The sequence below is a fragment of the Oceanobacillus bengalensis genome (assembly GCF_003628445.1).
Classification (GTDB): Bacteria; Bacillota; Bacilli; order Bacillales; family Amphibacillaceae; genus Oceanobacillus; species Oceanobacillus bengalensis.
Map to the genome: position 1 here is coordinate 1 of NZ_RBZO01000027.1, position 23,655 is coordinate 23,655.

At 36.8% G+C, this 23,655-nt stretch carries 23 protein-coding genes and 1 tRNA gene; 1 reads left to right on the top strand and 23 read right to left on the bottom strand.

Translation table 11 applies throughout. The annotated features are described in order from the left end of the window. Positions 1 to 395: 395 nt before the first annotated feature. The 15 genes from lysS to spoIIE all read right to left on the bottom strand — a co-directional run bounded on the left by lysS (position 396) and on the right by spoIIE (position 16,728). Positions 396 to 1,877, bottom strand: coding sequence for a lysine--tRNA ligase (gene lysS / locus D8M05_RS15100; RefSeq protein WP_121133255.1), 1,482 nt, complete (start codon positions 1,875 to 1,877; stop codon positions 396 to 398). A gap of 517 nt (positions 1,878 to 2,394) precedes the next feature. After that, positions 2,395 to 2,619, bottom strand: a complete 225-nt coding sequence (locus D8M05_RS15105) for a helix-turn-helix domain-containing protein (RefSeq protein ID WP_121133257.1) — start codon at positions 2,617 to 2,619, stop codon at positions 2,395 to 2,397. After that, a complete protein-coding gene (gene folK / locus D8M05_RS15110) occupies positions 2,589 to 3,104 on the bottom strand; it encodes a 2-amino-4-hydroxy-6-hydroxymethyldihydropteridine diphosphokinase (protein WP_121133259.1) in 516 nt (171 codons plus the stop codon). The genes D8M05_RS15105 and folK overlap by 31 nt, the downstream gene beginning before the upstream one ends. After that, positions 3,101 to 3,466 carry a dihydroneopterin aldolase gene (gene folB / locus D8M05_RS15115; protein WP_121133261.1) on the bottom strand — a complete coding sequence of 122 codons (366 nt, stop codon included), beginning with the start codon at positions 3,464 to 3,466 and terminating at the stop codon, positions 3,101 to 3,103. Before folB ends, folK begins: the two co-directional genes overlap by 4 nt. Further along, the gene (gene folP / locus D8M05_RS15120) at positions 3,459 to 4,292 is read right to left on the bottom strand and encodes a dihydropteroate synthase (protein WP_121133359.1); all 834 of its coding nucleotides are present in this window, start codon (positions 4,290 to 4,292) and stop codon (positions 3,459 to 3,461) included. The genes folB and folP overlap by 8 nt, the downstream gene beginning before the upstream one ends. Positions 4,293 to 4,422: 130 nt before the next feature. Next, a complete protein-coding gene (gene cysK / locus D8M05_RS15125; protein WP_183072819.1) occupies positions 4,423 to 5,352 on the bottom strand; it encodes a cysteine synthase A in 930 nt (309 codons plus the stop codon). Between the two features lie 98 nt (positions 5,353 to 5,450). Continuing rightward, positions 5,451 to 6,353 (bottom strand): peptidylprolyl isomerase, encoded by a 903-nt coding sequence (locus D8M05_RS15130; RefSeq protein ID WP_121133263.1) that lies wholly within the window; start codon positions 6,351 to 6,353, stop codon positions 5,451 to 5,453. A 19-nt stretch (positions 6,354 to 6,372) separates the two neighbouring features. Continuing rightward, complete coding sequence (hslO, locus tag D8M05_RS15135; RefSeq protein WP_121133265.1) at positions 6,373 to 7,242, bottom strand: Hsp33 family molecular chaperone HslO; 870 nt, start codon at positions 7,240 to 7,242, stop codon at positions 6,373 to 6,375. 4 nt (positions 7,243 to 7,246) lie between these two features. Further along, on the bottom strand, positions 7,247 to 8,029 hold the full coding sequence (locus D8M05_RS15140; RefSeq protein ID WP_121133267.1) for a type III pantothenate kinase: 783 nt from the start codon (positions 8,027 to 8,029) through the stop codon (positions 7,247 to 7,249). 124 nt (positions 8,030 to 8,153) lie between these two features. After that, positions 8,154 to 10,154, bottom strand: coding sequence for an ATP-dependent zinc metalloprotease FtsH (ftsH, locus tag D8M05_RS15145; RefSeq protein WP_121133269.1), 2,001 nt, complete (start codon positions 10,152 to 10,154; stop codon positions 8,154 to 8,156). A 175-nt stretch (positions 10,155 to 10,329) separates the two neighbouring features. After that, positions 10,330 to 10,869, bottom strand: coding sequence for a hypoxanthine phosphoribosyltransferase (gene hpt / locus D8M05_RS15150; RefSeq protein ID WP_121133363.1), 540 nt, complete (start codon positions 10,867 to 10,869; stop codon positions 10,330 to 10,332). A gap of 24 nt (positions 10,870 to 10,893) precedes the next feature. Then, positions 10,894 to 12,291 (bottom strand): tRNA lysidine(34) synthetase TilS, encoded by a 1,398-nt coding sequence (tilS, locus tag D8M05_RS15155; RefSeq protein WP_121133271.1) that lies wholly within the window; start codon positions 12,289 to 12,291, stop codon positions 10,894 to 10,896. Positions 12,292 to 12,408: 117 nt separating this feature from the next. Then, positions 12,409 to 13,356, bottom strand: a complete 948-nt coding sequence (locus D8M05_RS15160) for a protein kinase domain-containing protein (RefSeq protein ID WP_121133273.1) — start codon at positions 13,354 to 13,356, stop codon at positions 12,409 to 12,411. Beyond that, complete coding sequence (locus D8M05_RS15165; RefSeq protein WP_121133275.1) at positions 13,325 to 14,059, bottom strand: vWA domain-containing protein; 735 nt, start codon at positions 14,057 to 14,059, stop codon at positions 13,325 to 13,327. Before D8M05_RS15165 ends, D8M05_RS15160 begins: the two co-directional genes overlap by 32 nt. Before the next feature lie 215 nt (positions 14,060 to 14,274). Further along, on the bottom strand, positions 14,275 to 16,728 hold the full coding sequence (spoIIE, locus tag D8M05_RS15170) for a stage II sporulation protein E (RefSeq protein ID WP_121133277.1): 2,454 nt from the start codon (positions 16,726 to 16,728) through the stop codon (positions 14,275 to 14,277). A 329-nt stretch (positions 16,729 to 17,057) separates the two neighbouring features. On the opposite strand from spoIIE, the gene D8M05_RS15175 reads away from it, so the two are divergent. After that, positions 17,058 to 17,131, top strand: a tRNA-Met gene (locus tag D8M05_RS15175). A gap of 704 nt (positions 17,132 to 17,835) precedes the next feature. Here D8M05_RS15175 and D8M05_RS15180 read toward each other — a convergent pair. The 8 genes from D8M05_RS15180 to spoVT form a co-directional block, all read right to left on the bottom strand. Beyond that, positions 17,836 to 18,225 (bottom strand): S1 domain-containing RNA-binding protein, encoded by a 390-nt coding sequence (locus D8M05_RS15180; RefSeq protein WP_121133279.1) that lies wholly within the window; start codon positions 18,223 to 18,225, stop codon positions 17,836 to 17,838. A 69-nt stretch (positions 18,226 to 18,294) separates the two neighbouring features. Further along, a complete protein-coding gene (locus D8M05_RS15185; protein WP_121133365.1) occupies positions 18,295 to 18,630 on the bottom strand; it encodes a septum formation initiator family protein in 336 nt (111 codons plus the stop codon). Between the two features lie 53 nt (positions 18,631 to 18,683). Then, on the bottom strand, positions 18,684 to 19,283 hold the full coding sequence (gene yabQ / locus D8M05_RS15190) for a spore cortex biosynthesis protein YabQ (RefSeq protein WP_121133281.1): 600 nt from the start codon (positions 19,281 to 19,283) through the stop codon (positions 18,684 to 18,686). After that, positions 19,280 to 19,582, bottom strand: coding sequence for a sporulation protein YabP (gene yabP / locus D8M05_RS15195; RefSeq protein ID WP_121133283.1), 303 nt, complete (start codon positions 19,580 to 19,582; stop codon positions 19,280 to 19,282). Before yabP ends, yabQ begins: the two co-directional genes overlap by 4 nt. A gap of 58 nt (positions 19,583 to 19,640) precedes the next feature. Further along, positions 19,641 to 19,898, bottom strand: coding sequence for an RNA-binding S4 domain-containing protein (locus tag D8M05_RS15200; RefSeq protein ID WP_121133285.1), 258 nt, complete (start codon positions 19,896 to 19,898; stop codon positions 19,641 to 19,643). Positions 19,899 to 19,904: 6 nt separating this feature from the next. Next, the gene (yabN, locus tag D8M05_RS15205) at positions 19,905 to 21,350 is read right to left on the bottom strand and encodes a bifunctional methyltransferase/pyrophosphohydrolase YabN (RefSeq protein WP_121133286.1); all 1,446 of its coding nucleotides are present in this window, start codon (positions 21,348 to 21,350) and stop codon (positions 19,905 to 19,907) included. Next, a complete protein-coding gene (locus tag D8M05_RS15210; RefSeq protein ID WP_121133288.1) occupies positions 21,337 to 22,941 on the bottom strand; it encodes a putative polysaccharide biosynthesis protein in 1,605 nt (534 codons plus the stop codon). The genes yabN and D8M05_RS15210 overlap by 14 nt, the downstream gene beginning before the upstream one ends. Positions 22,942 to 23,098: 157 nt before the next feature. Next, positions 23,099 to 23,635 (bottom strand): stage V sporulation protein T, encoded by a 537-nt coding sequence (spoVT, locus tag D8M05_RS15215; protein WP_121133290.1) that lies wholly within the window; start codon positions 23,633 to 23,635, stop codon positions 23,099 to 23,101. Positions 23,636 to 23,655 lie beyond the last annotated feature (20 nt).

A 23,655-nucleotide genomic window follows, 5' to 3' on the forward strand; every position in this document is an offset into this window, starting at 1 on the left:
AACACCAATTAATCAGACGAGTCTTAGCTTTTAGAAGTGTTACCTTCTATAGAAAGAAACTAGCGTTTCTTTTGTATAATAAATCATACTGGTTGTTTTGTTCAGTTTTCAAAGAGCAATTCGTTTCGTCGTTTCCTAATGGCGACTTTATTAATATAACATACTTGAGTTTATAATGTCAACTCTTTTTTAAAACTTTTTTAATATGTCATTTATGTTATTGTCGTAATTTGTCGGAACAACGTAATTTACTTTACCATGTATACAATTTAAAATCAAGTGTTTTAAAAAAAATATTTTAATACCTTTATTCGTTTATATAATACCCATATTCATAAATATAAAACATCAATAAAAAATCCCCACAGGATTTTCCTATGAGGATCATTAATTATTTATTTGTTACGCATTTGCGGGAATAATAAGACATCACGTATCGATGGTGAGTTAGTAAGTAACATAACAAGGCGGTCAATACCGATTCCCAAACCACCAGTAGGAGGCATGCCATATTCTAAGGCTTCGAGGAAGTCTTCATCCAATAGATGCGCTTCGTCATTTCCTTCTTCTCTTTCCTTCATCTGTGATTCAAATCGCTCGCGTTGGTCTATCGGATCATTCAATTCACTGAATGCATTAGCATGCTCTCGTCCAACAATGAACAACTCAAACCGATCGGTAAATCGCTCATCCTCTTTATTTTTCTTCGCTAGTGGAGAAATTTCTACTGGATGACCGTAAATAAATGTTGGTTGAATTAATGTTTCTTCTACTTTTTGTTCAAAGAATTCATTTACAACGTGGCCATAAGTCATATTATCACGGATTTCTACATTATGTTCTTTTGCAAGTGCTCGCGCTTCTTCATCACTCACTTGTTTCCAGAAGTCTACTCCAGTTTGCTCTTTAATCGCATCAACCATATGAATTCTTGCCCATTTCGGCTCCAAATCAATTTCATTTTCACCATATGTTATTTTCGTAGTTCCTATTACATCTTTTGCAATGTGAGCAACTAAGTTTTCTGTTAGGTTCATAATGTCATTATAGTCAGCATATGCTTCGTATAGTTCAATCATTGTAAACTCTGGGTTATGTCTAGTTGATACCCCTTCATTACGGAATACTCGACCAATTTCATAGACTTTCTCTAAACCACCTACGATTAGTCGTTTTAAATGTAACTCAATCGCAATTCGCATATATAACGGTATATCTAATGCATTATGATGTGTAGTAAACGGACGCGCTGCTGCACCACCAGGAATACTATGCATCATTGGCGTTTCCACTTCAAGATACCCATTTCCATTTAAATACTCGCGCATAGATTGGATAATTTTGCTTCGTTGAATAAAAGTTTGTTTACTTTCCATATTTGTAATTAAGTCCAAGTATCTTTGGCGATAACGTTGTTCAACATCTTTTAAACCATGATATTTCTCAGGTAATGGGCGTAATGATTTTGATAATAAGTGAAATTCATTTACTTTAATAGATAATTCACCCATATTTGTTCGGAATATATCACCACTCACTCCAACAATATCACCTAAGTCAATTGTTTTAAATACTTCATAAGCTTCATCACCAATAGCATCTTTACGTACATAAATCTGAATTTGTCCACTCAGATCCTGGATGTGTGCAAAGCCGGCTTTTCCTTTTCCACGCTTCGTCATTATTCTACCTGCTATTGTAGCTTGTTCGCCTTTTTCATCTAATTCTTCTTTGGTTAATGATTCATATGCATCAAATATATCTTTCGCTACATGAGTACGATCGAACTTCCCACCAAATGGATCAAGCCCTTTTTCCCTATAATCTTTCAATTTGTCACGTCTTACAAGCATTTGCTCATTTAATTCTTCAGACACAATAAAGCCCTCCAGTCATTTATATAAATGTAAGTATATAAGAAATCATGATTTATTTAAAGTATGTAACACTTAACGAGGGATGTATAAGATATGTTCACAACCCCATGCCAACAATCAAACAAAAAACTGCCAGCATGTAACTGACAGATTGACATTCAATAATGATGACCTCTTTATAGAATAACACGCATCGGTATCGCCTAATATTCCATTATTCAGGTGAAAATTACGAAGCTTTACTTTCTACTTCTAATTTATCAACATACCCATTTCTGATTTACGAAATGCTTACAGATTACTTCATTTGTTTAATTATATCCCAATCAGCATACCCTTCATACATGTTTCCTTATTCTAGCATGAACTGTTAGGACATATGCACCAGCTTCTACCATCGTTCCCTCAGGTACTAGGTATCCGATATTGATAGCTGTGATTTCTGCTTTCGTATTTTTAATTTATAAAATGCGCAGTTTCCACAAACGCTCCTCTTTCAATACCAAGATTTTCAAACTCAATAGCCATTCTTGTTCACACCATCTACTATTAGTTCTTCCTCAGATATACCTAAAACCGCTGCTATATGAACTAATATTTCATTGTTTACTTCTCTCGTTCCTCTTTCTATATTTCCAATTAGCGTAATGGAAAGACCTACTTCCCTAGCAAAATCGATTTGCGTATACCCCTTTAATTTCCTGAATGCCTTTATTCTTCTACCGATTCGTGCTGCGTCCATTCTCTAACACCCTTTATATCTGATTCTAGTAACTGCTTTATCATATCACTCACACTTCTACACCATTTGGGTATTAAAATATCAGGAGCAATCTCCTCTAAGGGTATAAGCACAAAAGCGCGTTCATGCATTCTGGGATGGGGTATTGTCAATCTTTCTGCTGTACTATCTTCTTTATTGAATATTAGAATGTCAAGGTCTATTGTTCTTGGTCCGAACCTTATCTCTCGGGTTCTTCCTAATTCCAATTCTACCCGTTGACAATAATCGAGAAGCTCCATCGAAGAAAGTGACGTTCTTACTTCAATAACCATGTTTAAAAAGTCATCCTGTTCCGAATACCCAACAGGTGTCGTTTCATAGATGGTTGACTTCTTTGCAACGACAATGTCTTCATGCTTTTCTAAAAATATAATTGCATCCTCTAAATAGTTCAATCTAGGTTCAATGTTTGTTCCTAAGGATAAATATGCCCTGTTGTTCATGATGTTTTCTCCCTATAGATTTCTACCGCTACTGATTCATAGTGACCTGGAATTGGCGGATTCGGTTTCGTTAAGCGTACTGTACAAGCAGTTAGTAAATCAAAAGTTCCTAATAGTTTATTGGCAATACGTTCTGCAACTGCTTCAATCAAATTACTAGCTTCTCCCTCAACAATTTCTTTTATTATTTCATAAACTTGTCCATAGTGAATAGAATCATTCATGTCATCCGACACGCCAGCATTTTTCAAATCAAGAAACAGTTCAGCATCCACGTTAAATCGCTGTCCCAACCGATTTTCTTCAGGAAACAGTCCGTGATAACCGTAGAATTGCATCTTACTTAATGTAATTTTATCCAATTATATCGCCCCTTTTACCAAGCATCGCATCCATCATGATCGCGAGCTCCTTATTCACCTTCACATTATGTACACGTACGATATGGGCACCCTTTGCAATCCCTAAACATGTAGTAGCACCTGTCCCAATATCTCTTTCTTTAGGTGAGGCTATATTCAGCACACTCCCAATGAAGCGCTTGCGTGACGTTGCAAGTAAGAAAGGATAGCCCATTTCTACAAACTTCTCTAAGTGATTCATGACGACTAGATTTTCATTTGCTGATTTCGCAAAGCCTATACCAGGGTCGATAATGATATTTTCTTTTAACACCCCGGCATTTAAGGCAACTTCAATACTTTCCTCTAAATCATTCTTCATATCATTAATAAGCGATATGTACGATTCATTGGTTCGATTATGCATTAATATAATTGGTACATTTAATTCTGCAGCTACCTTTGCAATGTTCGGATCTTTTTTCGCTCCCCAAACATCATTAATAATGTCTGCCCCAGCCCCAATTGCATATCGGGCGGTTTCCGCTTTATATGTATCGATTGATATTGGTATATCTACCTGTTCTTTAATAGCTTTAATCACTGGTACAACACGGTCTATCTCCTCCTGAACAGAAACGGGCGCATGACCCGGTCGTGTTGACTCTCCACCAATATCAATGATATCGGCACCTTCCTTCTTCATCTTTATGGCCTGATCTACAGCCCTTTGAATGGTTGTATAGCTACCACCATCTGAAAATGAATCTGGAGTAACATTTAATATACCCATGATATGTGTTCGTTCATTTAAATTTAATGTTTTTGTAGCAGTCTTTAATATCATAAATTTCCCAACCTTCTTCCTCATGCAATTTCCCTATATATCGTACCATATATTATCGAACTTACTCTAAAGTATTCTAACGAAGCATAATAAAAGGACTAGCACGAGTGCTAATCCTTTTATTACATTCTTATTTATCGTCTTCAAATTGATAAAGAGGCGTTGATAAATATCGTTCACCATTATCAGGGAAAATCGCAAGCACCTTTTTACCTTTACCTAATTGCTTAGCAACTTTTTTAGCTGCCGCAATTGCCGCACCTGCAGAAATCCCACCAAGAATTCCGTTGGTTTTCGCAACCTCACGAGATGTTTCGAATGCAACTTCATTTTCAATAGTAATTACTTCATCATATACCTTCGTGTCTAATGTTTCTGGTATAAAACCTGCCCCAAGTCCTTGAATTTTATGTGGACCTGGAGATTCTCCAGAAAGAATTGCTGATGCGGCAGGTTCTACTGCATATATTTTTATCCCATCGAAATTTTCCTTTAATACTTTTCCAGCACCAGTAACGGTACCACCAGTTCCAACTCCAGATACAAATGCATCCAATCCATCTGTCATTTGTTTAACTATTTCTTTACCAGTAGTACGTGCATGGACTTCTGGATTCGCTTGGTTATTAAATTGTTGTGGCATAAAATAACCATGTTCCTTCTGTAAATCCTCTGCCTTTGCAATTGCACCTTTCATTCCATCGGCACCTGGTGTTAAAACTAATTCCGCTCCATATGCACGTAATAAATTACGACGCTCTAAACTCATTGTATCAGGCATAACAAAAATCGCCTTATATCCTTTCGCAGCTGCTACCATAGCTAGACCAATACCAGTGTTGCCACTTGTAGGTTCAATGATGGTATCTCCTTCTTTTAATATGCCTTCTTCTTCTGCCGCTTCAATCATTGCCAAGGCGATACGATCTTTTACAGAACTACCAGGATTAAAGAACTCTAGTTTCACATAAATATCTGCACTATTCTCATCTACCACATGATTTAGTTTTACTATCGGTGTTTCCCCAATTAAACCTGTAATTGAATCTGCTACTCTCATTATATATCCTCCTCTTTTAATTCCAAGTATTCTAATAAGGTTAATATATGTTTTTTTCGGAATTTTGTCAACTGAAACGTAAGTCATAATACAGGTTTTTATTCATCATATATCCAATTGATATCTAATTCTTCCCACAGACTTCTTGCATGTAGGGACTGTTTTTCTTCCTGTAATGCTAATTCACTTTTAACATATGGCTTCATTTCCTCATAGGTGAAATTGATAGAAGGCAATTTACGGTGAAGATAGATAATTGCTACACCATTATCGGACTGAAATGGCTCACTATACGTATATTCATCTATTTCTGCAGCTACATCTTCATATCCATTTGGGAAAAACTGACTATTGGTGTGTATAAAACCAAGATAACCACCGTCATCCTTTGTTTCTTCATCATTCGAATACTCCTTTGCTAGTAAGGAGAAAGTTGCTCCATCATTCAATTCTTGCATTACCTTCTCAGCTGCATCAAAGGTATCAACAAGAATATGAGAGATTTGCATTGCCGAGTTAAAGTTGTACTGATCTCCATTGATCGTATAAAAATGCCTCAATTCTTCCTCAGAGATATCTGTATTCATGGTTAATAGTTGTTCTAATTGGTAACGATAAATTATTTCATCGCGCCATCTAGCTTCCATTTTCTCTCTACTTTCCTCAGACACAACACCTTGCATTGTAGTTAATAACGCAATTTCCCTTTCAATTACTTTCTCGTCTATCTGTATATTTCGTTCCTCAGCTAATTGCTTAACAACAAATCGGTCTATCATAGCTTGTAATTGACTTTTCCCGTAAGAACCTTTTAATGTGTTTATCCACTCTTCATAGGTGATTTCTTCATCATTTATTGTGGCTACAGCATCCTTAACATTCACTTTCTTACCTTCTATATCATCAACATCAACACTGCCTTCATTACTCATAATAAGAATGGAAGCAATATTTGTGACTAGAAGAACAACAATAATAGCAAGTAGTAATTTTCTTGACATGAAACCGTACTCCCTTTCACTATTGTTTCAGCTCTTCCAGCTCTACTTCTGTGAATGTATATTTTTCATTACAGAAGTGACATGTTGCTTCCGCTCCATGATCCTCATCAATCATACTTTGTATTTCATCATTTCCTAAGCCAACAATCGCATTAGCGATTCTTTCCTTAGAGCATTTACACCTAAATTCAAGGGGTAGCTGTTCATGTATTTTTACTTCCTGACCCTCAAATAAACGCTGTAGTATTTGCTCGGGTGTATATCCATCTTGTATCAATTTTGATATAGCAGGAAATTGATTAATCTGATTCTCTAAGTGACCAACAACCTCTTCATCCGCACCAGGCATTACTTGTACGATAAAACCACCAGCAGCAAGAATAGTATGATCAGGATTAACAAGTACTCCAGCACCAACAGCAGAAGGTATTTGTTCAGATGTTGCTAAATAGTATGTGAAATCCTCACTTATTTCCCCAGAAATAATCGGAACCTCTCCAGTAAAGTAATCTTTCAACCCTAGATCTTTTATCACACTTATTTTCCCTTGCTTACCAACCGCACGACTGACATCTAGTTTCCCTTTATCATTTAACTCAAAGTCAATATGCGGGTTAATAACATACCCGCGAACTTGTCCTTTTGCGTTACCGTCTGTAACTATTGCACCAATTGGTCCGTCCCCTTCTACCTTAACAGTAAGGGAATCTTCTCCCTTTAACATCGCTCCCAAAATCGCGGTAATCGTAAGTGTTCTTCCTAAAGCTGCCGATGTAGTTGCCCATGAATCTTGACGCCTACGAGCTTCCTCTACCAAATTTGTCGTTGTAGCTGCATATGCACGTATCATTCCATTATAAGTTGTAGCTTTAATTAAATAGTCGTTCATCATGTCATCTCCTATATTCGCCATTTAGCTTTTGATAAATTAAATACAAGCCTTTCAAGGTTAAATTGGAATCCACAATATCAATCGTTGTTGAATCCTTTGCAATTAATTTTGCTAATCCACCTGTTGCTATCACTTTAGGTTTTACCTTTTCTTGTGCTTTTATTTGATTTACTAATCCATCAACCATACTAACTGTACCAAAGTAAATACCAGATTGCATCGCCTGGGCTGTTGACGTACCAATTACTTGTTCAGGTGATTCTATCTCTATTTTCGGAAGTTTTGATGCATTACTGTATAATGCCTCCATCGAGATATTCATTCCTGGTGTTATAATACCTCCGCAATATTCCTTATTCTCATTAATATAACAGTAAGTTGTTGCTGTACCAAAGTCTATAACGATAAGTGGCGCTCCATACGCCTCAATTGCTCCAATCGCATTCACTATGCGATCTGCACCAATTTCCTTCGGGTTATTATAATTCATATTTAGAAGTTCTTTCGTATTATCTTTCCCAACAATCAAGGGCTCCATTTTAAAATAGTCCCTACACATTTTTTCAAGTGCAAACATAATTGGGGGAACCACTGAAGATATAATAACACCCTCTATATCTGAAAAGTGAATTCCTTTATAATCAAACAGAGACTTTATTAACATACCGTATTCATCTTCTGTTTTATATCTATCCGTTTTAATTCGCCATTCATACTTTAACTGCTCTTGTTCAAATACACCTAAAACCATATTTGTATTACCAACATCTAAAACAAATAGCATCTCTATTCCCTTGCCTTTCATAAAAGGTAAAAAACACACATATAACATGTTATTTTCTAAATATACCACACTTTAGATTGATGACCAAAAGGCAGCCACGATGAAATGTGGCTGCCTTTTTTAATTATTTATTCTTTTCATCGTCCGAGGAATTCTTATCACCCATAATAGGGTCATCAATGTAATTCTTTTCTTCCTCTTCCTTAGACTCTTTCGCCTCTTCAAAAGAAGTGTTTACTTCTTCCTCTTCTTTTGATTGAATGTTAACTTTAACATCCTTTTCTGTAACATCTGGTTCAGGAAGCTTTCCTTCCTCGAACAAGGATTTTATTTGTTTCGCATCTAACGTTTCCACTTCAAGAAGCGTTTGTGCTATTAATTCCAATTGCTCTCTATGTTCCGTAAGAATCTTCTTCGCACGGTCATAACAATAATTAATAAAGTTCTGCATTTCCTTATCAATTTCATATGCAATTGTATCACTGTAGGTTTGTTCATTTTGTATATCCCGGCCGAGGAATACGTTTCCTCCACCACCACTTGTAAATTGAAGTGGACCAATTTTATCACTCATACCATATTCGGTAATCATTTTATTTGCAATGTTAGTAGCACGTTGGAAGTCATTATGAGCACCAGTGCTTACTTCACCAAATATTATTTCCTCCGCTACACGACCACCTAATAAGCCGGTAATTTTATCGAATAATTCGGGTTTTGTCATGAAGTAACGGTCTTCTTTCGGTAACATAACTGCGTATCCACCAGCTTGACCACGAGGTACAATCGTAACCTTATGTACCATATCAGCATCATCAAGTACCATACCAATAACCGTATGGCCACTTTCATGGTGAGCTACGATATTTCTTTCCTTCTGGGAGATTACCCTACTCTTCTTAGCAACACCAGCAATGATTCGATCTGTTGCTTCATCAATGTCATATTTATTAATCGATTTACGATTATCACGAGCAGCAACCAGTGCCGCTTCATTTAATAAGTTCTCTAGATCAGCACCAGAGAAGCCTGGAGTCCGCATTGCAATCGTCTTTAAATCAACTGAATCATCAAGTGGTTTATTTTTAGCATGTACTCTAAGTACGGCTTCACGACCATTTACATCAGGACGCTCAACTGCTATTTGACGATCAAAACGACCTGGACGTAATAATGCTGGATCTAGTATGTCAGCACGGTTTGTTGCAGCAATGATGATAATTCCTTCATTTGCAGCAAAACCATCCATCTCAACTAACAATTGGTTAAGCGTTTGTTCACGTTCATCATGACCACCGCCAAGTCCTGCACCACGTTGACGACCCACTGCATCAATTTCATCTATAAATATAATACATGGAGCATTTTTCTTCGCATTTTCAAATAAATCACGTACACGGGATGCACCAACCCCAACAAACATTTCAACAAAGTCTGAACCACTAATAGAGAAGAATGGTACCCCTGCTTCTCCAGCAACTGCACGTGCAAGCAATGTTTTACCTGTACCAGGAGGTCCAACAAGTAGTACCCCTTTTGGTATACGTGCACCAACCGCCGAGAATTTCCTAGGATCTTTCAAGAACTCAACAACTTCAACAAGCTCTTGTTTTTCCTCATCTGCACCTGCAACATCTGTAAATCGGACTTTTTTCTTTTCTTCGGTATACATTTTAGCCTTGCTTTTTCCAAAGTTCATCACACGGCCACCGCCGCCACCACCTTGAGCTTGGCTAAAAATAAATAAGATAAATAAACCGATTAGTAAGAATGGAAGTATGCCTGTTAAAAAGGTAAGCCAAGGGCTTGGTCTTTCTTCCTCAATTACATTTAGAACACTTTGCTCTCTTGCGGATTCTGTAACTTGAGCAATAATATCTGTATTATCTGGTAATTGAGCAACAAACGGTTGCCCTCCATCTCTCAACTCACCTGTAACACGATAGATACCATGTGCTGGTTGTAAGATCAATTCTTCAATTTCGCCATTATTTAAGGCGACCATAAATTGTTGAACATCTAATTGTTCTCTCTCTTCACCTTGTCCATTGAATACTCCGATAACGCCTATAACAACAAAGAAAATAAGTACCCAAAAGAACACATTACGAAAAATCTTATTCATTACGTACCTCCTCCCTAAATGGGAAAACTATAGTTCATCGTACCATATGAAAAACTGGGATTACAACTATTTCAGCTTAATAATTCACGAATAAAATACGGGTTAAAATATAATCATTAACAGCGATTATCTGTAACGATATTAAGCATCGTAATCACTAAAAATTAAAATGTTATTATCCACCATAAACCTCTGGTTTTAATACACCAATATAGGGCAAATTACGATATTTTTCTACATAATCTAATCCGTACCCAACCACAAACTCATTAGGAACGTTAAATCCAACCAAATCAGCTTTCAATTCCGTTGTACGCCCTTCTGGTTTATCTAATAATGTAACAATCTTGATTGATTTCGCTTTACGGTACTTAAATAGATCAACCAAATAGCTTAATGTCAAACCGCTATCAATGATGTCTTCAATAATAATTAGGTCTCTACCTTCAACTTGTGTATTAAGATCCTTAACAATCTTAACTTCTCCTGTTGAGCGCATTTCATTGCCATAACTTGAAACATCCATGAAATCCATTTCAACGTGACAATCAGTATAGCGTAATATATCCGACATAAACGGCATAGCTCCCTTTAGAACCCCTACCGCAAGTGGAAACTTACCATCGTATTCCTCTGCTAATTGTTTCCCTAACTCTTTACATTTACTACGGATTTCTTCCTCTGTAATTAATATTTCCTTTATATCATTGTGTATGTTATCTTTCTGCATTATATCCTCCTACAATTGGCCTTTTTCATAATATAATTTAACCCAAGGTCCATCCTCTTCTCGATTTAAAGCGGGTTGTCCTTTTTTTAATCCAACTATCCATAATACCTGATCTTTATTATCTACTAAAATCGGCCAATTATCGCGTTCTTTTTTTGGTATCTTAGCATCAATAAATATATCCTTTATCTTCTTCGTACCGTTTAATCCCTTCCATGTCATTCTATCCCCAGGGATTCTTGTCCTTATATGTAATGGGAAAACAGTCTGATCAACGTTGCAATAATAAACATCGTCATCATGGGTTTCTTTCCTATCCGTAAAACATGCGGTTATGGATGAGCCATCTGTAAACGTAGCTCTCCCTGGCACATCCAAAGTTTGGTGTAAAGAAGGGGCAACGGAGTGTTCAGAAAGGAAGTAAAATACGATAGCACCATAGGACTTCTCTACCTTTAATCGTAATGGGAAATCTATTTGAACGTTCCCATTATTCCTTTTCATTAAATCGAAAAACTGTACCTCATGTACATAGGATAAATCCTTAGGTATGTCCTTATATAGATATTTTAATATTAGATGAAAGGCACGTCTTTGTAAAGCACGGGCACCTCTTGTAAACATATCAATTTGGAATGTAGCAGTCCTTTCTTTAGAATCAAAATGAACAGCACCTTTAACTAAATCCCTTGCCATTTCTTGCAAATATACCTCATCCTCGTAAAGGGTTTCACTTAAGTATTGTATGGTAGAATGAACATTATGATTCCTCTCTTTTAGTAATGGGAGTATATTTTTCCGGAAAAAATTCCTCGTATAAGTCGTATCAAAATTACTGTTGTCTATTCTTGGAATAATATGATGATCACTACAATACGCCATAATATCCGCTTTTGTTACACTTAAAAACGGCCTTATAATTTCACCTTTATGGAAAGGGCGCCTCACAGGGATTCCAGAAAAATTACTTGATGTCGCTGAGCGGGTCAGTCTCATAAGCATTGTCTCTATCTGGTCGTCACCATGATGACCCAATGCAAGTATATCCGCATCATGTCTCTTCATCTGTTCCTGAAAAAATTGATACCTCAGTTCTCGTGCAGCTATCTCAGTTCCCAACTTATTCTCTATTTTATAAGCAGGGACATCGATGGATTTCCCAACAAATGGAACGTTCCACTTTTCACACATATCCTTTACATATACTAAGTCTTGATAGGATTCCTCTCCCCGAAGTTGATGGTCAACAGAAATAGCAATTACTGTTAAATTCCACTTTTCTTGTAGAGATATTAAAAAATGTAGCAATGCCATCGAGTCGGGACCACCAGATACACCAACTAATACGGTCATATTTCTTGTTAAAAGTTGATGTTTTCTAATAAATTGTAAGACATCTTGATTCATATAGCCATCTCCAGTAACTTACCAAACTAGGTTTCCTTTTCTATCCCTATTATATAGTGAAATCAATAAACCTCACAACATATAGAAACTGCTGTCCCTCTATAAGAGAGGCTTATCTTATATAAAAATAGATATAAGATAATAGATGAATGCAATCAAGGTGATTCCAGCCGTTTCGATGAGGAAAGGAACTTTATTAGCTGTTTTCGCTTTTGCTTGCCTTTGTGATCTAGTCTTTCTCTGCGCTCGGTGTACAACGTTCATTACTTCTGCTTTCATTTCAGCACTAGACTGATAGTTACCAATTAGAGCATTCTTAAGTATATATCGATATGGTGCTAATACTTTGACATCATCAATCTTTTTAAATAATTGCTTATCGGATGGTGAGCCTGACTTACTCCTAACAAACCTCCTAGGGTAGTAAATATTTAGAAATACCATAACAAGACTAAACAGATCATAGCTAGGTTCTGCTTTTCTAGTACCCATTCCCCAATACCCTCTATCGTAAAACTCGGTATATTCTTTAATTGCCCTCCCTATTTGTGTCGTACCGCCAACATCTACCCACCTTAACCTCGGTGGTGCAGACGTCACAATAAGGTTATCCTGTTTTAAATCACCAAAAACCCAACCTGATTGATGTAGTTGTTCAAGGTCTTCTAGTAATTGAAGCATAAATACACCAACCCATACATCACCATTATCCTTAATAAATGTACTAATTGACTGACCATCTAAATACTCCATTACATAAAAGGAATACGTATTCCCATAGGTTGATACCCAATCATCCACATCCAGTAAATAAGGTCCAAGACGACTTCCTTGGACCTTCTGTAAAGACTTCAGCACATTTACTTCCACTGTCATAGAAGTACCTTTATCACTTATTTTGAGGGCAGCTAACTTCGCGCCCACTTCGCATAAATAAACTGTTCCAATTGCACCGTTTCCTAGCTTTCTTTTTATCACGTAGCGTTTATTATGCCACTTCCCTTTTAAAACCATTCCAGGTTTTAAAAGAAGATCATGCTTCTTCTCTGCCTGGTTCATCTTCATTTCTTAAACTCCTTAGAAGACTCTTCTTACTAAATTGATACATTGCCTCGCGTAAGGCTGGACCAGTAGGGGTAATTCCACCACTAGTAAGTTTAGGGAAAACAGCAGAAATAGAGTCTAGTTTCGGTGACCAATCGAATACCTTTTGAATGTCTTTTCTTTTCCCAGGAAAAGAATAAATACAAAATCGATTCTTACCAATTCGAGAGTTCAGACTAATAGATAAATCAATGAGAGATTCTTTAACAGTTTGAAGTTTATCATGCATACTTGCACTTGTATCAACTAGAACTAGTACTTCTAAATCACTTGTCTCCCCAATATCCTCAACAACCTCCATGATTTCCCCTCGTTTCTCTGGGTCCACATCTTCTATTGTTTGGTTGTTTCCTAGAATTTGCTTAAGTTCCTTATTTACGAATCCTTGTATCGTTTGTGTCATTGCTTGCCTCGTAACCATCTGTACCGTTTGTGATAATGATTCAGTGTAAACAATTTGACTTACTCCACCGCCAGAAAGGGCAATATCCTCGACTTCTCTTAGGCCACTAACATCTTCCGTCTGGCCATCATCTAGTATTCCGATGACATTTATCGTCAATCCTTGTTCATAAGCAATTGCAGCAACTGCTGCTGGGTCCTCACCCTTATTTGAGCAACCATCCGTTATCAATAAAACCTGCTTTAATGTCCCACTTTTCACAACAACGCCTCCCTTATAATCCCACTAGCATCATTACCCAAAAACCAGCAGAATATACAAAGAAAAGTTGAAGGGGCTCGATCTGCGGCGACATGCGTAAGCAAGAGACCGTAGAACAAAGGGGGTGATACTCGAAGTGTCTATTGCTTACGTCACGAGCCGCATGCCCCTGAAGCTGGAAACAGAAAAGTGATGGACCCATAATTCACTCGTACCTACAAAGCCTTTTGGCCATAGACTGGTACTGCCGACCATTTTGGTTTATTTTTATTGATCTTCGCTACTAAAACTGTCATATCATCATCAATTTGTCCAGATTTTGTTCGAATAACCTCTTCTAACAATAAATCTGCAATTTCTTGCGGATCTGAAGTTGTCATTTCCTTTAACTTTCGTTTCATCCATATATCGGTATTTTCAATATGCATTGGGCCATCAAATATGCCATCACTCATCATAATTAACAGGTCCTCTGACATCATTTGTTCACTAACAATATCAACATCAAATTCTTTAATAATTCCGATTGGTAGATTACTAGCTTCTACCTTAATAATACTATCCCCTCGTTTAATGAAGCTCGGGGTTGAACCAATCTTTAAAAATTGAACAAATGCATTATGCAAATCAATCATAGCCAAATCTAACGTAGCAAACATTTCATCCGTCGTCCGTAACGCTAGAATGGAATTAATAGATTTTATCGCAACCTTCTCTGGAATACCTGTTTGCAAAATTTGCTGCAGTAGTCTTAATGTCTCTACACTTTCTTCACGTGCACGTTTTCCATTACCCATTCCATCACTAATTGCCATTGCATACTTCCCAGCCCCAAGTTCAATGGTTGTATAACTATCACCCGAAACAATTCCACCTCCTTTTGCCGCATTTGCTGCACCAATTGATACAACAAATTCCTTCGCAGAACCAAAAGCCAAATAACTTGTCCCATTTGGGAATGGAGAAACTTCTTCTTGTTTTACAATAACCATCTCATTTAGGATATCCGATATAACTGGAGCAATTAATTTTGCTCCCTCCCCATGATAATTATAAAAAGAAGCTGTCAATTCAATATCAACATTTCCCTTCTCTAGCGAATAGATATCTAGCTTTTCTAGTTCTATTCCCATATGCTTTAACGCATGAATGATTTGATCTTCTTGATGATCATGGTTTTGCCTTTCTTTTACAATTTCCTTTGCAAAGTCTCCCATGACCTCCGACACACCTTGTAATTGATCTGCTACTAGTCTTTTACTTTCCAAAACCTGTTGTTTTAGTTTACGATTGGCCTCAAATAAGGTTATCTCTTCCTTCATCACTCCTACTACCTTCTTCGATTTCACACAATGATTCTCAAACTCTCTCATTACCACTCGATTTGGTTGTGCCTCCCTTTCAATATCCCCCTTCATTTCTTCCATTAGCGAATAAGTAGTATCAAATTCCTTTTGCCAACAACGATCTTTCATAAAGCAAGTCTGACATGTCCGTTCTGTAACTTGACTTAGAAAGTAATCCGTCTCCTTCCTTTTTTCATTTTCGTCAATGCTTGACGTGTCAACAGTATCAAAACTTTTTGCCAAAGCACTGAACACCCCCGAAAATTGCTCGACACGTTTTGCAGTTACATTCCTTACCTTTTGCAAATACCTCTCTTGTTCATTCTTATATTCCTCTGTTCCTGGGATATATCGCGATATTTGCCTGAACCATGCAGCTGGCGTTACCAAAAATAAAAGAATTGCAATGGATGACTCTAATATGGATGGTAATAGATTTGCAGAACCTCCATAGATTCCTATTAAACAGGTTCCTACTAATAAACCGATTGACACACCAATCTTCTTTCCTTCTTTCAGTAACCCTCCTAAAAGCCCTGAAAAGGCTAATAAACTCATTTGATAGAGGTTAGCTACGTTCGCAAGTGTCAGGATTAACCCAGCTACAACACCTACAGTAGACCCAATAGAAGCACCGCCAATAAGGGCGAATATTAATACAAAGTATCGTGAAAATACTTGCTCTATCTGCGCACCATAGAACTGCCAACCGATTGCTCCAGTTAAAATGGACGCGATGAGGATGATCAAACAGACAATCTCTTCATTTTTTAATGTGGGTTTATATCTTTTTGGTGATATTAATGGAATACTTTGCATAAAGATTAATACTAGAACAGCACCAAGCACACCTTCGACCGCTAAAAGCATCCATTCATAAGATGTTAATTGGTTATTCAAGGAATATAAAAATATTCGTGAAAGGGAAGTCGATAAGAATACAAATAACGGTATAAGGATCTGTTGGTTACTTTTATTTTTAAACAGTGCTGCCATAAAGATAAATACTATCATTGCGATAAAGATGAATATACTATGGGTAAGGGAGTAGCTCAATGCCCCTAAAAGGATTGCCAACATTGTATTAAAGGTTTTCTCCTTATGCATAAACCATATTGTTGCAATAAATGCTACCGAGAAGGGTGAAACTTCAGATAAAATAATAGCCCGTCCTAATAAGAACCCAACAAGGAAAAATAACAACCCTTTCTCAAAAAATATAATTCGCAGTTTAGCAGATATATTGTTTCGTAGTTTCTCTGCTTGTCTATTTTTCTCAAGGCTAAGTCCCCTTGTATCTACTTTCGTAATCGAACTCATCATACTATCCTCTCCCATCTTTTTCACATAAGTAAAACATAATATGCATAATTTTTTTGTCAAAACAACAGAGTAAGAACTAAAAATCGTTCGACGCTATTCTATGCAATAAGCAAATTTCTACATAGAAGCATGAGATAACTTGTCTATCCTAAAATAATGGGGAGATATTTCCTTTACTAGAATGTTATATTTGGCGAATGACAAATTGTTATGGCGAATTGTCCCCTATAATTAATTACACTATTACTAACATTTCAAAGTTTATGTGTTTGGTTTTCTTATTGACAGATACATTCTAATGATGTATGATATTTCTTGTGTCACAATTTGGCGGCGTAGCTCAGCTGGCGAGAGCGTACGGTTCATACCCGTGAGGTCGTGGGTTCGATCCCCTCCGCCGCTATCATGAACAAACCTATTACCAATATGGTAATAGGTTTTTTGTTATATATTATAGAGAACGTCGTTGCTCTTTTAAATTTAGCTAATAGTTGATGTAAAGAGTGGATATATTTAATTCAGTATTGTGTGAAGCACGTCGTTCCGGAAACACACTTCGCTTTCCACGGGCGGCTGGTGAGCCTACTCCGTGCTGTCGCACTCCATAGTCTCACCTAGGCCTGTCCTCCCGTAGGAGTCTTCGTGTGTTTCCTCCACTAAGAATCTGCTCTACTTTTATAAATCTTAAATTGTGCTGTTTATTACAGAAAACAACTATCTAAAACGTGATTTCATGGTATATAAACTCAACTTAATTAGAACAACTATCATAGCGGAGGCAGAATACGAAGACTCCTCGAAAATACAAACCAATTTTCTTCGTGCGATGTAACGCTGTCGTAGCCTTCCTTGTCCTACGGGAAAAGCACGTGTCCGAAGACCAGGAAGAAGCGTTCTTGGCGTCACGAGGGGGCTGAGGCCGTGCCCGTGGAAAGCGAAGTATTCTGCTGGAGCGATTGGCAGCACATAACATTAATAGACATGAGCGAGAGCTACACTATTCTGAATTAAAATTAAACACAAAAAACAGGTAGCTGCAATGATACAAGTACCTGTTTCTTTTTTCATATATTCTAGAGCATTGACAAGTATATAGACAGCAGGCTTCTACCCTCTTTTAGCACCTCGACCTCCACGCTTGGATTCCGTGTGCTTCTTCAAAGAAGCTAAACGATCTTCAGAGTCTTTGAGGAAACGATTCATCTTTGCCTCAAAATTCTCCTGACGTTCCTTTGGATTTTTTTGGCGTACTGGACGGGGGTTGCTTTTCGCTTTCTTAATGGAAAGTCCAATCTTACCATCCTTTTCGACATTTATAACTTTTACTTCAACCTCGTCACCGATCTTTAGATGATCGTTAATGTCTTTTACATAGTTCTCAGCAACCTCACTAATATGAACTAAGCCCGTTTTTCCTTTTTCAATCTCTACGAAAGCCCCAAATTTAGTGATTCCAGTTACCTTTCCTTGCAGCTTGCTGCCTACTTCGATTGACATAAAAAAAATGCTCCTCCTTAAAGATTAGATAAAGTTCACTTATAGTATATTAAACAACTTAGGAAAGTGTCAATAAGACGGGGATTCATCGGGAATCTTAAAAATTAGCTCCCCTTCTTTAGAAAAGAAGTAATTCGTTCGAGCGATATCTAATATATAATCCTCATTTTGAAGTAGCTCGATTTCCTCTTCTAACAATAATTCCTCATGTTCTAAGTCAGCTAACGTATCTTCAAGTTGTTCGTATTCCTCTACCTTTTCTGCATAAACAGCCCGTTGTTGAAGATGGTATCCTGCCATACTTCCCAAGACAATTAGTGTTATTAGAGAAAATAAAACCAATCGACGTATTAACCGTTGTCTTTTCCTTTTTTGTCGCTCTATGTATACATCATATTGCTGCATATAATTTGAATCTATTCTAGTAACCGCTTTTTCTTTCCGAGAAGACAAAGCTCCTACCTCCTCTTCGGCCTAATTTCCTTCAACCATTTATTAACTATATTCTTCATTTTACTATAAAATCCTGCAATTTGAAGAAAATAATTTTTTATTTTTTGAGGCAGAAGGTTATAGATCCCTTTTAAAATCCACCAGATAGGAGCAAATAGAAGCTTTAAGGTAAATAATAGAACTTTACTAAGTAATCTAAAAATCCCTAAAAGGAGAGTAACTAAAGCCATAACGATCCATATAACTGGGGTAATAATAAGTACTTGTACGAGTCTCTCACAAAACCTGTATATTGCAGCAATTATACGAATGATTTGCTCTAATAATGCCTTATACAACTTCGCTGCAAATACTTGATAAATAGAAAAACCTAATAGACAAGCAAGAATGACATAGAAGCGAATCTCACCCGCATTTATTCGATATAAAACATAGAAAATAATCAATGTCTGTGTCAGCCAAAAACAAACTTCCAAGAAGTACGTTAGGACAATTTTCCTCTTCCAATATATTGTAAAACGACGAAAGGTTTCTAAAACTACCCCTAAATATAGGCCACTTAGAACCATTGTAATCATCGTTAGAAATTGTACACTAAGCGTCATCTAAATAACTTGCTAAAGAATCCTTTAGCTTTCTCCTGCCCTTGGTCGTCCACATAGGAAAGCTCATAAATTTTGCCTTTTATTGTTACTACTCCTTCTCCAACATCCAAATTCTTAAGCTGCAAATTTTGGCCACGAACAATTAGATAACCCATGACCGTTTCTAATAAAAACTCCTCATTATCAAAGCTATCTACTTCTTTAACCCCTGTAATTTCAAGGTTGCGCCGATTGTTTAATTTAACGTAATGGTCAGTTTGTGCCCGTGTTACGTTTTCCTTATTATCATAATAATTCATAAAAAACGCCCTCCTTATCTCATTACTAATTTATGAAAGGAGGGACAAGTATAGAACTTTATTCAGCTTTTTCTTCTTTAACAATCGTATATAATGTTTCTGCTTCATCTTTTCTTACCGTTTCTCTTAAATCGTTCACTTTAACAGTAACGATCTTCTGCCCAAAGCGGATGGATAATTCATCACCTTGTGATACAGAGGATGATGCCTTTGCTACGTTTCCATTGATTTTTATTCTACCTTGTTCAGCAACTTCTTTTGCTAACGTTCTACGTTTTATAAGTCGTGACACTTTCAAAAATTTATCTAATCTCAAATGTTTTCACTCTCTTTCCTTTGCTTGGTCCCAAATTGCATCCATTTCTTCTAATGAAGTGTGCCGGATGTCTTTCCCCATGGTTTGTAATTGTTCTTCAATAAAATGAAAGCGAGAAGTAAACTTATTATTCGTTTGTGTTAATGCAATTTCTGGATTAATTTTATAATACCTTGTTAGATTAGCTAGGACAAATAAGACATCACCAAATTCCTTCTCAATATCTTTGCTATCACCAGAATCAATCGCCTCTTTTACTTCTCTAACTTCCTCATCAAGTTTAGCCCATATATCGTGTACATTGTCCCAGTCAAATCCAACCTTCGCAGCTTTTTTCTGTAATTGGTAGGCTCTCACGAGGGAAGGAAGAGGTTTAGGAATACCATCCAGTACCGATTTCCGCTTTTCACCTTTTTCTTTTCTTTTTAATGCTTCCCAATTCGTTGATACTTCTTCGGATGTTTGAACAGTAGTGTCTCCAAAGACATGTGGATGACGATAGATCATTTTATTCGTAATACCACGAATCACATCATCTATCGAGAAATAACCATCATCTTCCCCAATTTGACTATGTAGTAATACATGCATAAGGATGTCGCCAAGTTCTTCAACAATACCTTCATCATCCGCGTCATTAATTGCTTCAATCAATTCATAGACTTCTTCAATTGCAAACTCTCGTAAGGTCTCATGAGTCTGTTCTCTATCCCATGGGCAACCATCTTTTGCTCTTAGTCTCCTCATTACTTCACGTAAATTCGTAAATGTGTGATTTAGTAAATTATCCGGTACAGGTGGCACATAAACACTTGTTAAATTATTCACTTCCATACTATGGTCTAATTCTTCTATTGGAACCGTAGTAAGCTTCTCTTGCTCACTTCCAGCCGCTTGAACAATTGTTATTTTATAATCTGGAGGTAGATCTTCTAATAGAGAAAGTTTAACCTCAGATGCGATAAACCGATCATATACCTGGCAAAAGATTAAATGGTGGCGATAATCTAACTGACTCCGCGTAAATGATGTCGCATCGACAAATTGAAAGCCTTCAATTGGATCCATTTTCAAGGCAGTAAACATGTCATCTAGATAGCTTTGTCCACCAGTAATTGTTACTTCTATTTCATTTTGTTCCAATAATAATTGGACGGTTTTCTCAGCTAACATCGGATGCCCTGGAACAGTATAGATTATGTTGTTTTCCCTTGATTTCTTCAATAATACTGCTACAATACGCTCATATACAGTAGAAAAATCCGCTTCTTGTTCATAGATTTGATCAAATGCTTCAAAAGCAACTCCTTCTACTTTTAGTGATTCAATAACGGGATGATCCATTGTTCTTGTATAAACTGTTGCTGATTTGTTTATTAGCTTTTTATAAACTCCGATAGATAATTGGTCAACATCACCCGCGCCAAGTCCAATAATTTCAATTTTTCCCATTTAATTTCCTCCCTTTATGGATACGAATTAAAAACGATGAATATGGGAGCACTTCTAATTCCTTTTCTGTAAATGCCCCACTCCTTAATAAGCTAAACAAGTAGATTATGGCACCAGAAGATGCGGTAAATAGCACGTAACCTAATAATTCCATACGAGATAGGCGTACAATATCTGGCAAGAGAACATGCAATAAGCCAATATAAAATAACATAATGACAGTCGCCTTCAGAAGGGCAAGCCAATTTATTTGCTGGAAGAAATGCAACGAAGGTAACTTCCTTTTTAATTCCAGCATAACAAAGGTTACTAACCCAAGTAGGCTTAAGACAGTAGCGATTGCCGCACCAGTCATTCCCCACATTGGAATAAGTAGCTCATTTAATATCCATTTTATAAAAAAAGCTACTATTATAAATCCAGCTGTTCGTTTAATATAACCTAGGCCTTGAAGAACAGAGGACGCAGTTATAGCAAGTGAGCATAAAATAATAGAAAGTACAAGAATTCGCAAATCCATTGTTCCTTTACTATCCTCATATAATAATATGTTCGTTTCCTCAAAAATAGCAATTAGCCCAACTGTAGCTCCAATTGCAATATAAAAACTAAACGTTAAAGCATTGCTTATGTATTGATTAAAAGTCTCCCAATCCTCTTCTAGTTTCTGTTTAGAAATGGAAGGAATGAGCGCTAATGCCAAGGAAGACCCTAGTACAATCCCTAATTGAATTAGCGGTTGTCCTCTATCAAAGACACCCTTCGCTTCCATCGATTGAACCTTCGAGAAACCATGTTCCATTAGGCCCTGCATAAACGTAAAGGTATCTGCTAATTGAATGATTAAAAGCGTCATGTGATTTAAGGTCGCCACAATTCCTAACGTGGCAATCGTTAGGATGTAATCCTTCCATGGAATAACCTCTTTCTGATTGGCTAGTAGTATTGGCTTATCTTTTATAAAGAAAATCGATAATACAATAATAGCCGCAATTCCACCTGCTATAGATGCAAATGTTGCAGCATTTCCAAGGTCATATAAGCTCTTATCCCTTGCAGTAACAACTATTGCTGCTGCAATAATAATAAATACCCTTACTAGTTGTTCCCCAACCTGCGAATATGCGGTTGGCTTCATAACATAATTCCCTTGAAATATCCCACGTAATAGCGCTAAAAAAGGAATAATTAAAAATACAAAAGCTGCATATCGATATGTATTTACTAAATGCATATCTCCCACCCTATTAGCTATCGTGCTGGCATGAAGCATGAAGAAAAGGAAAAGAGCTCCATTTATTATAATTAGTATCGTAAATATAGGAACAAAAAAGCTTGAAAAGGAAATTGCTTTTCCTTTTGCTTTCAATTCAACAATTATCCTTGAGATAGCTGAGGGAAAGCCATATAAAGATAACATCATTGCAATGCCTAGGATGGGATACACCTGTTGATAAATATAAAAACCAACATCGCCTGTTAGATTCTGGAGCGGAATTCGATAGCCCGCACTTAATACTTTACTTACGAAGCCAGCAATCGTTAAAAGTAATACTCCTTTTACTAGCTTGTTCGATTCATTCTCAACCATTGTTTACGTCCCTTTTCTTAAACAATCCTTTATGTTCATCCGCTTTATCGTAAATTCACCCTTATTATAGCATAGAACACACCTAGCAGGCGGTGCCTAATCAAGGTGAGAAAAAAGGCAAAAACCAGAAAAAACCGATTTTTGCCCTTCATACCTTCTATTCCATCTGTTTCGCTAAAAATCCTGCAGCTGTTTCGATTGATTTCTGCTCTACATTACTAAGCTTGTCTCCATCTTTAGAAAAAATCATTACACATCCGATCGGATCACCATTTGCTATAATTGGACTAATACAATAACCATTAACCTCAAGCTCGGTTCCCTCTATAATTTCTAATGTACTTTGATCTGTCTCCATTACCGCAGAACGATTTCCAATTGCTTTTGTTATTTTTGAACCAATATTTTTGTTTAAGTAATCTTTTTTAGATTCACCAGAAACCGCAATAACTTCATCTCGATCGCATATAAGAATAGGGAAATGAAGTGAATCAAACAATGCTTCTGCATATTCTTTTGCAAAATGTCCTAACTCATTAATTGGTGAATATTTTTTTAATATAACTTCTCCTTCTCGATCAACAAATATCTCTAAAGGATCTCCCTCACGTATGCGTAAAGTTCTTCTAATTTCTTTAGGAATAACCACTCTCCCTAAATCATCAATTCGACGTACAATACCAGTAGCCTTCATATTCAAATTTCCTACCTTTC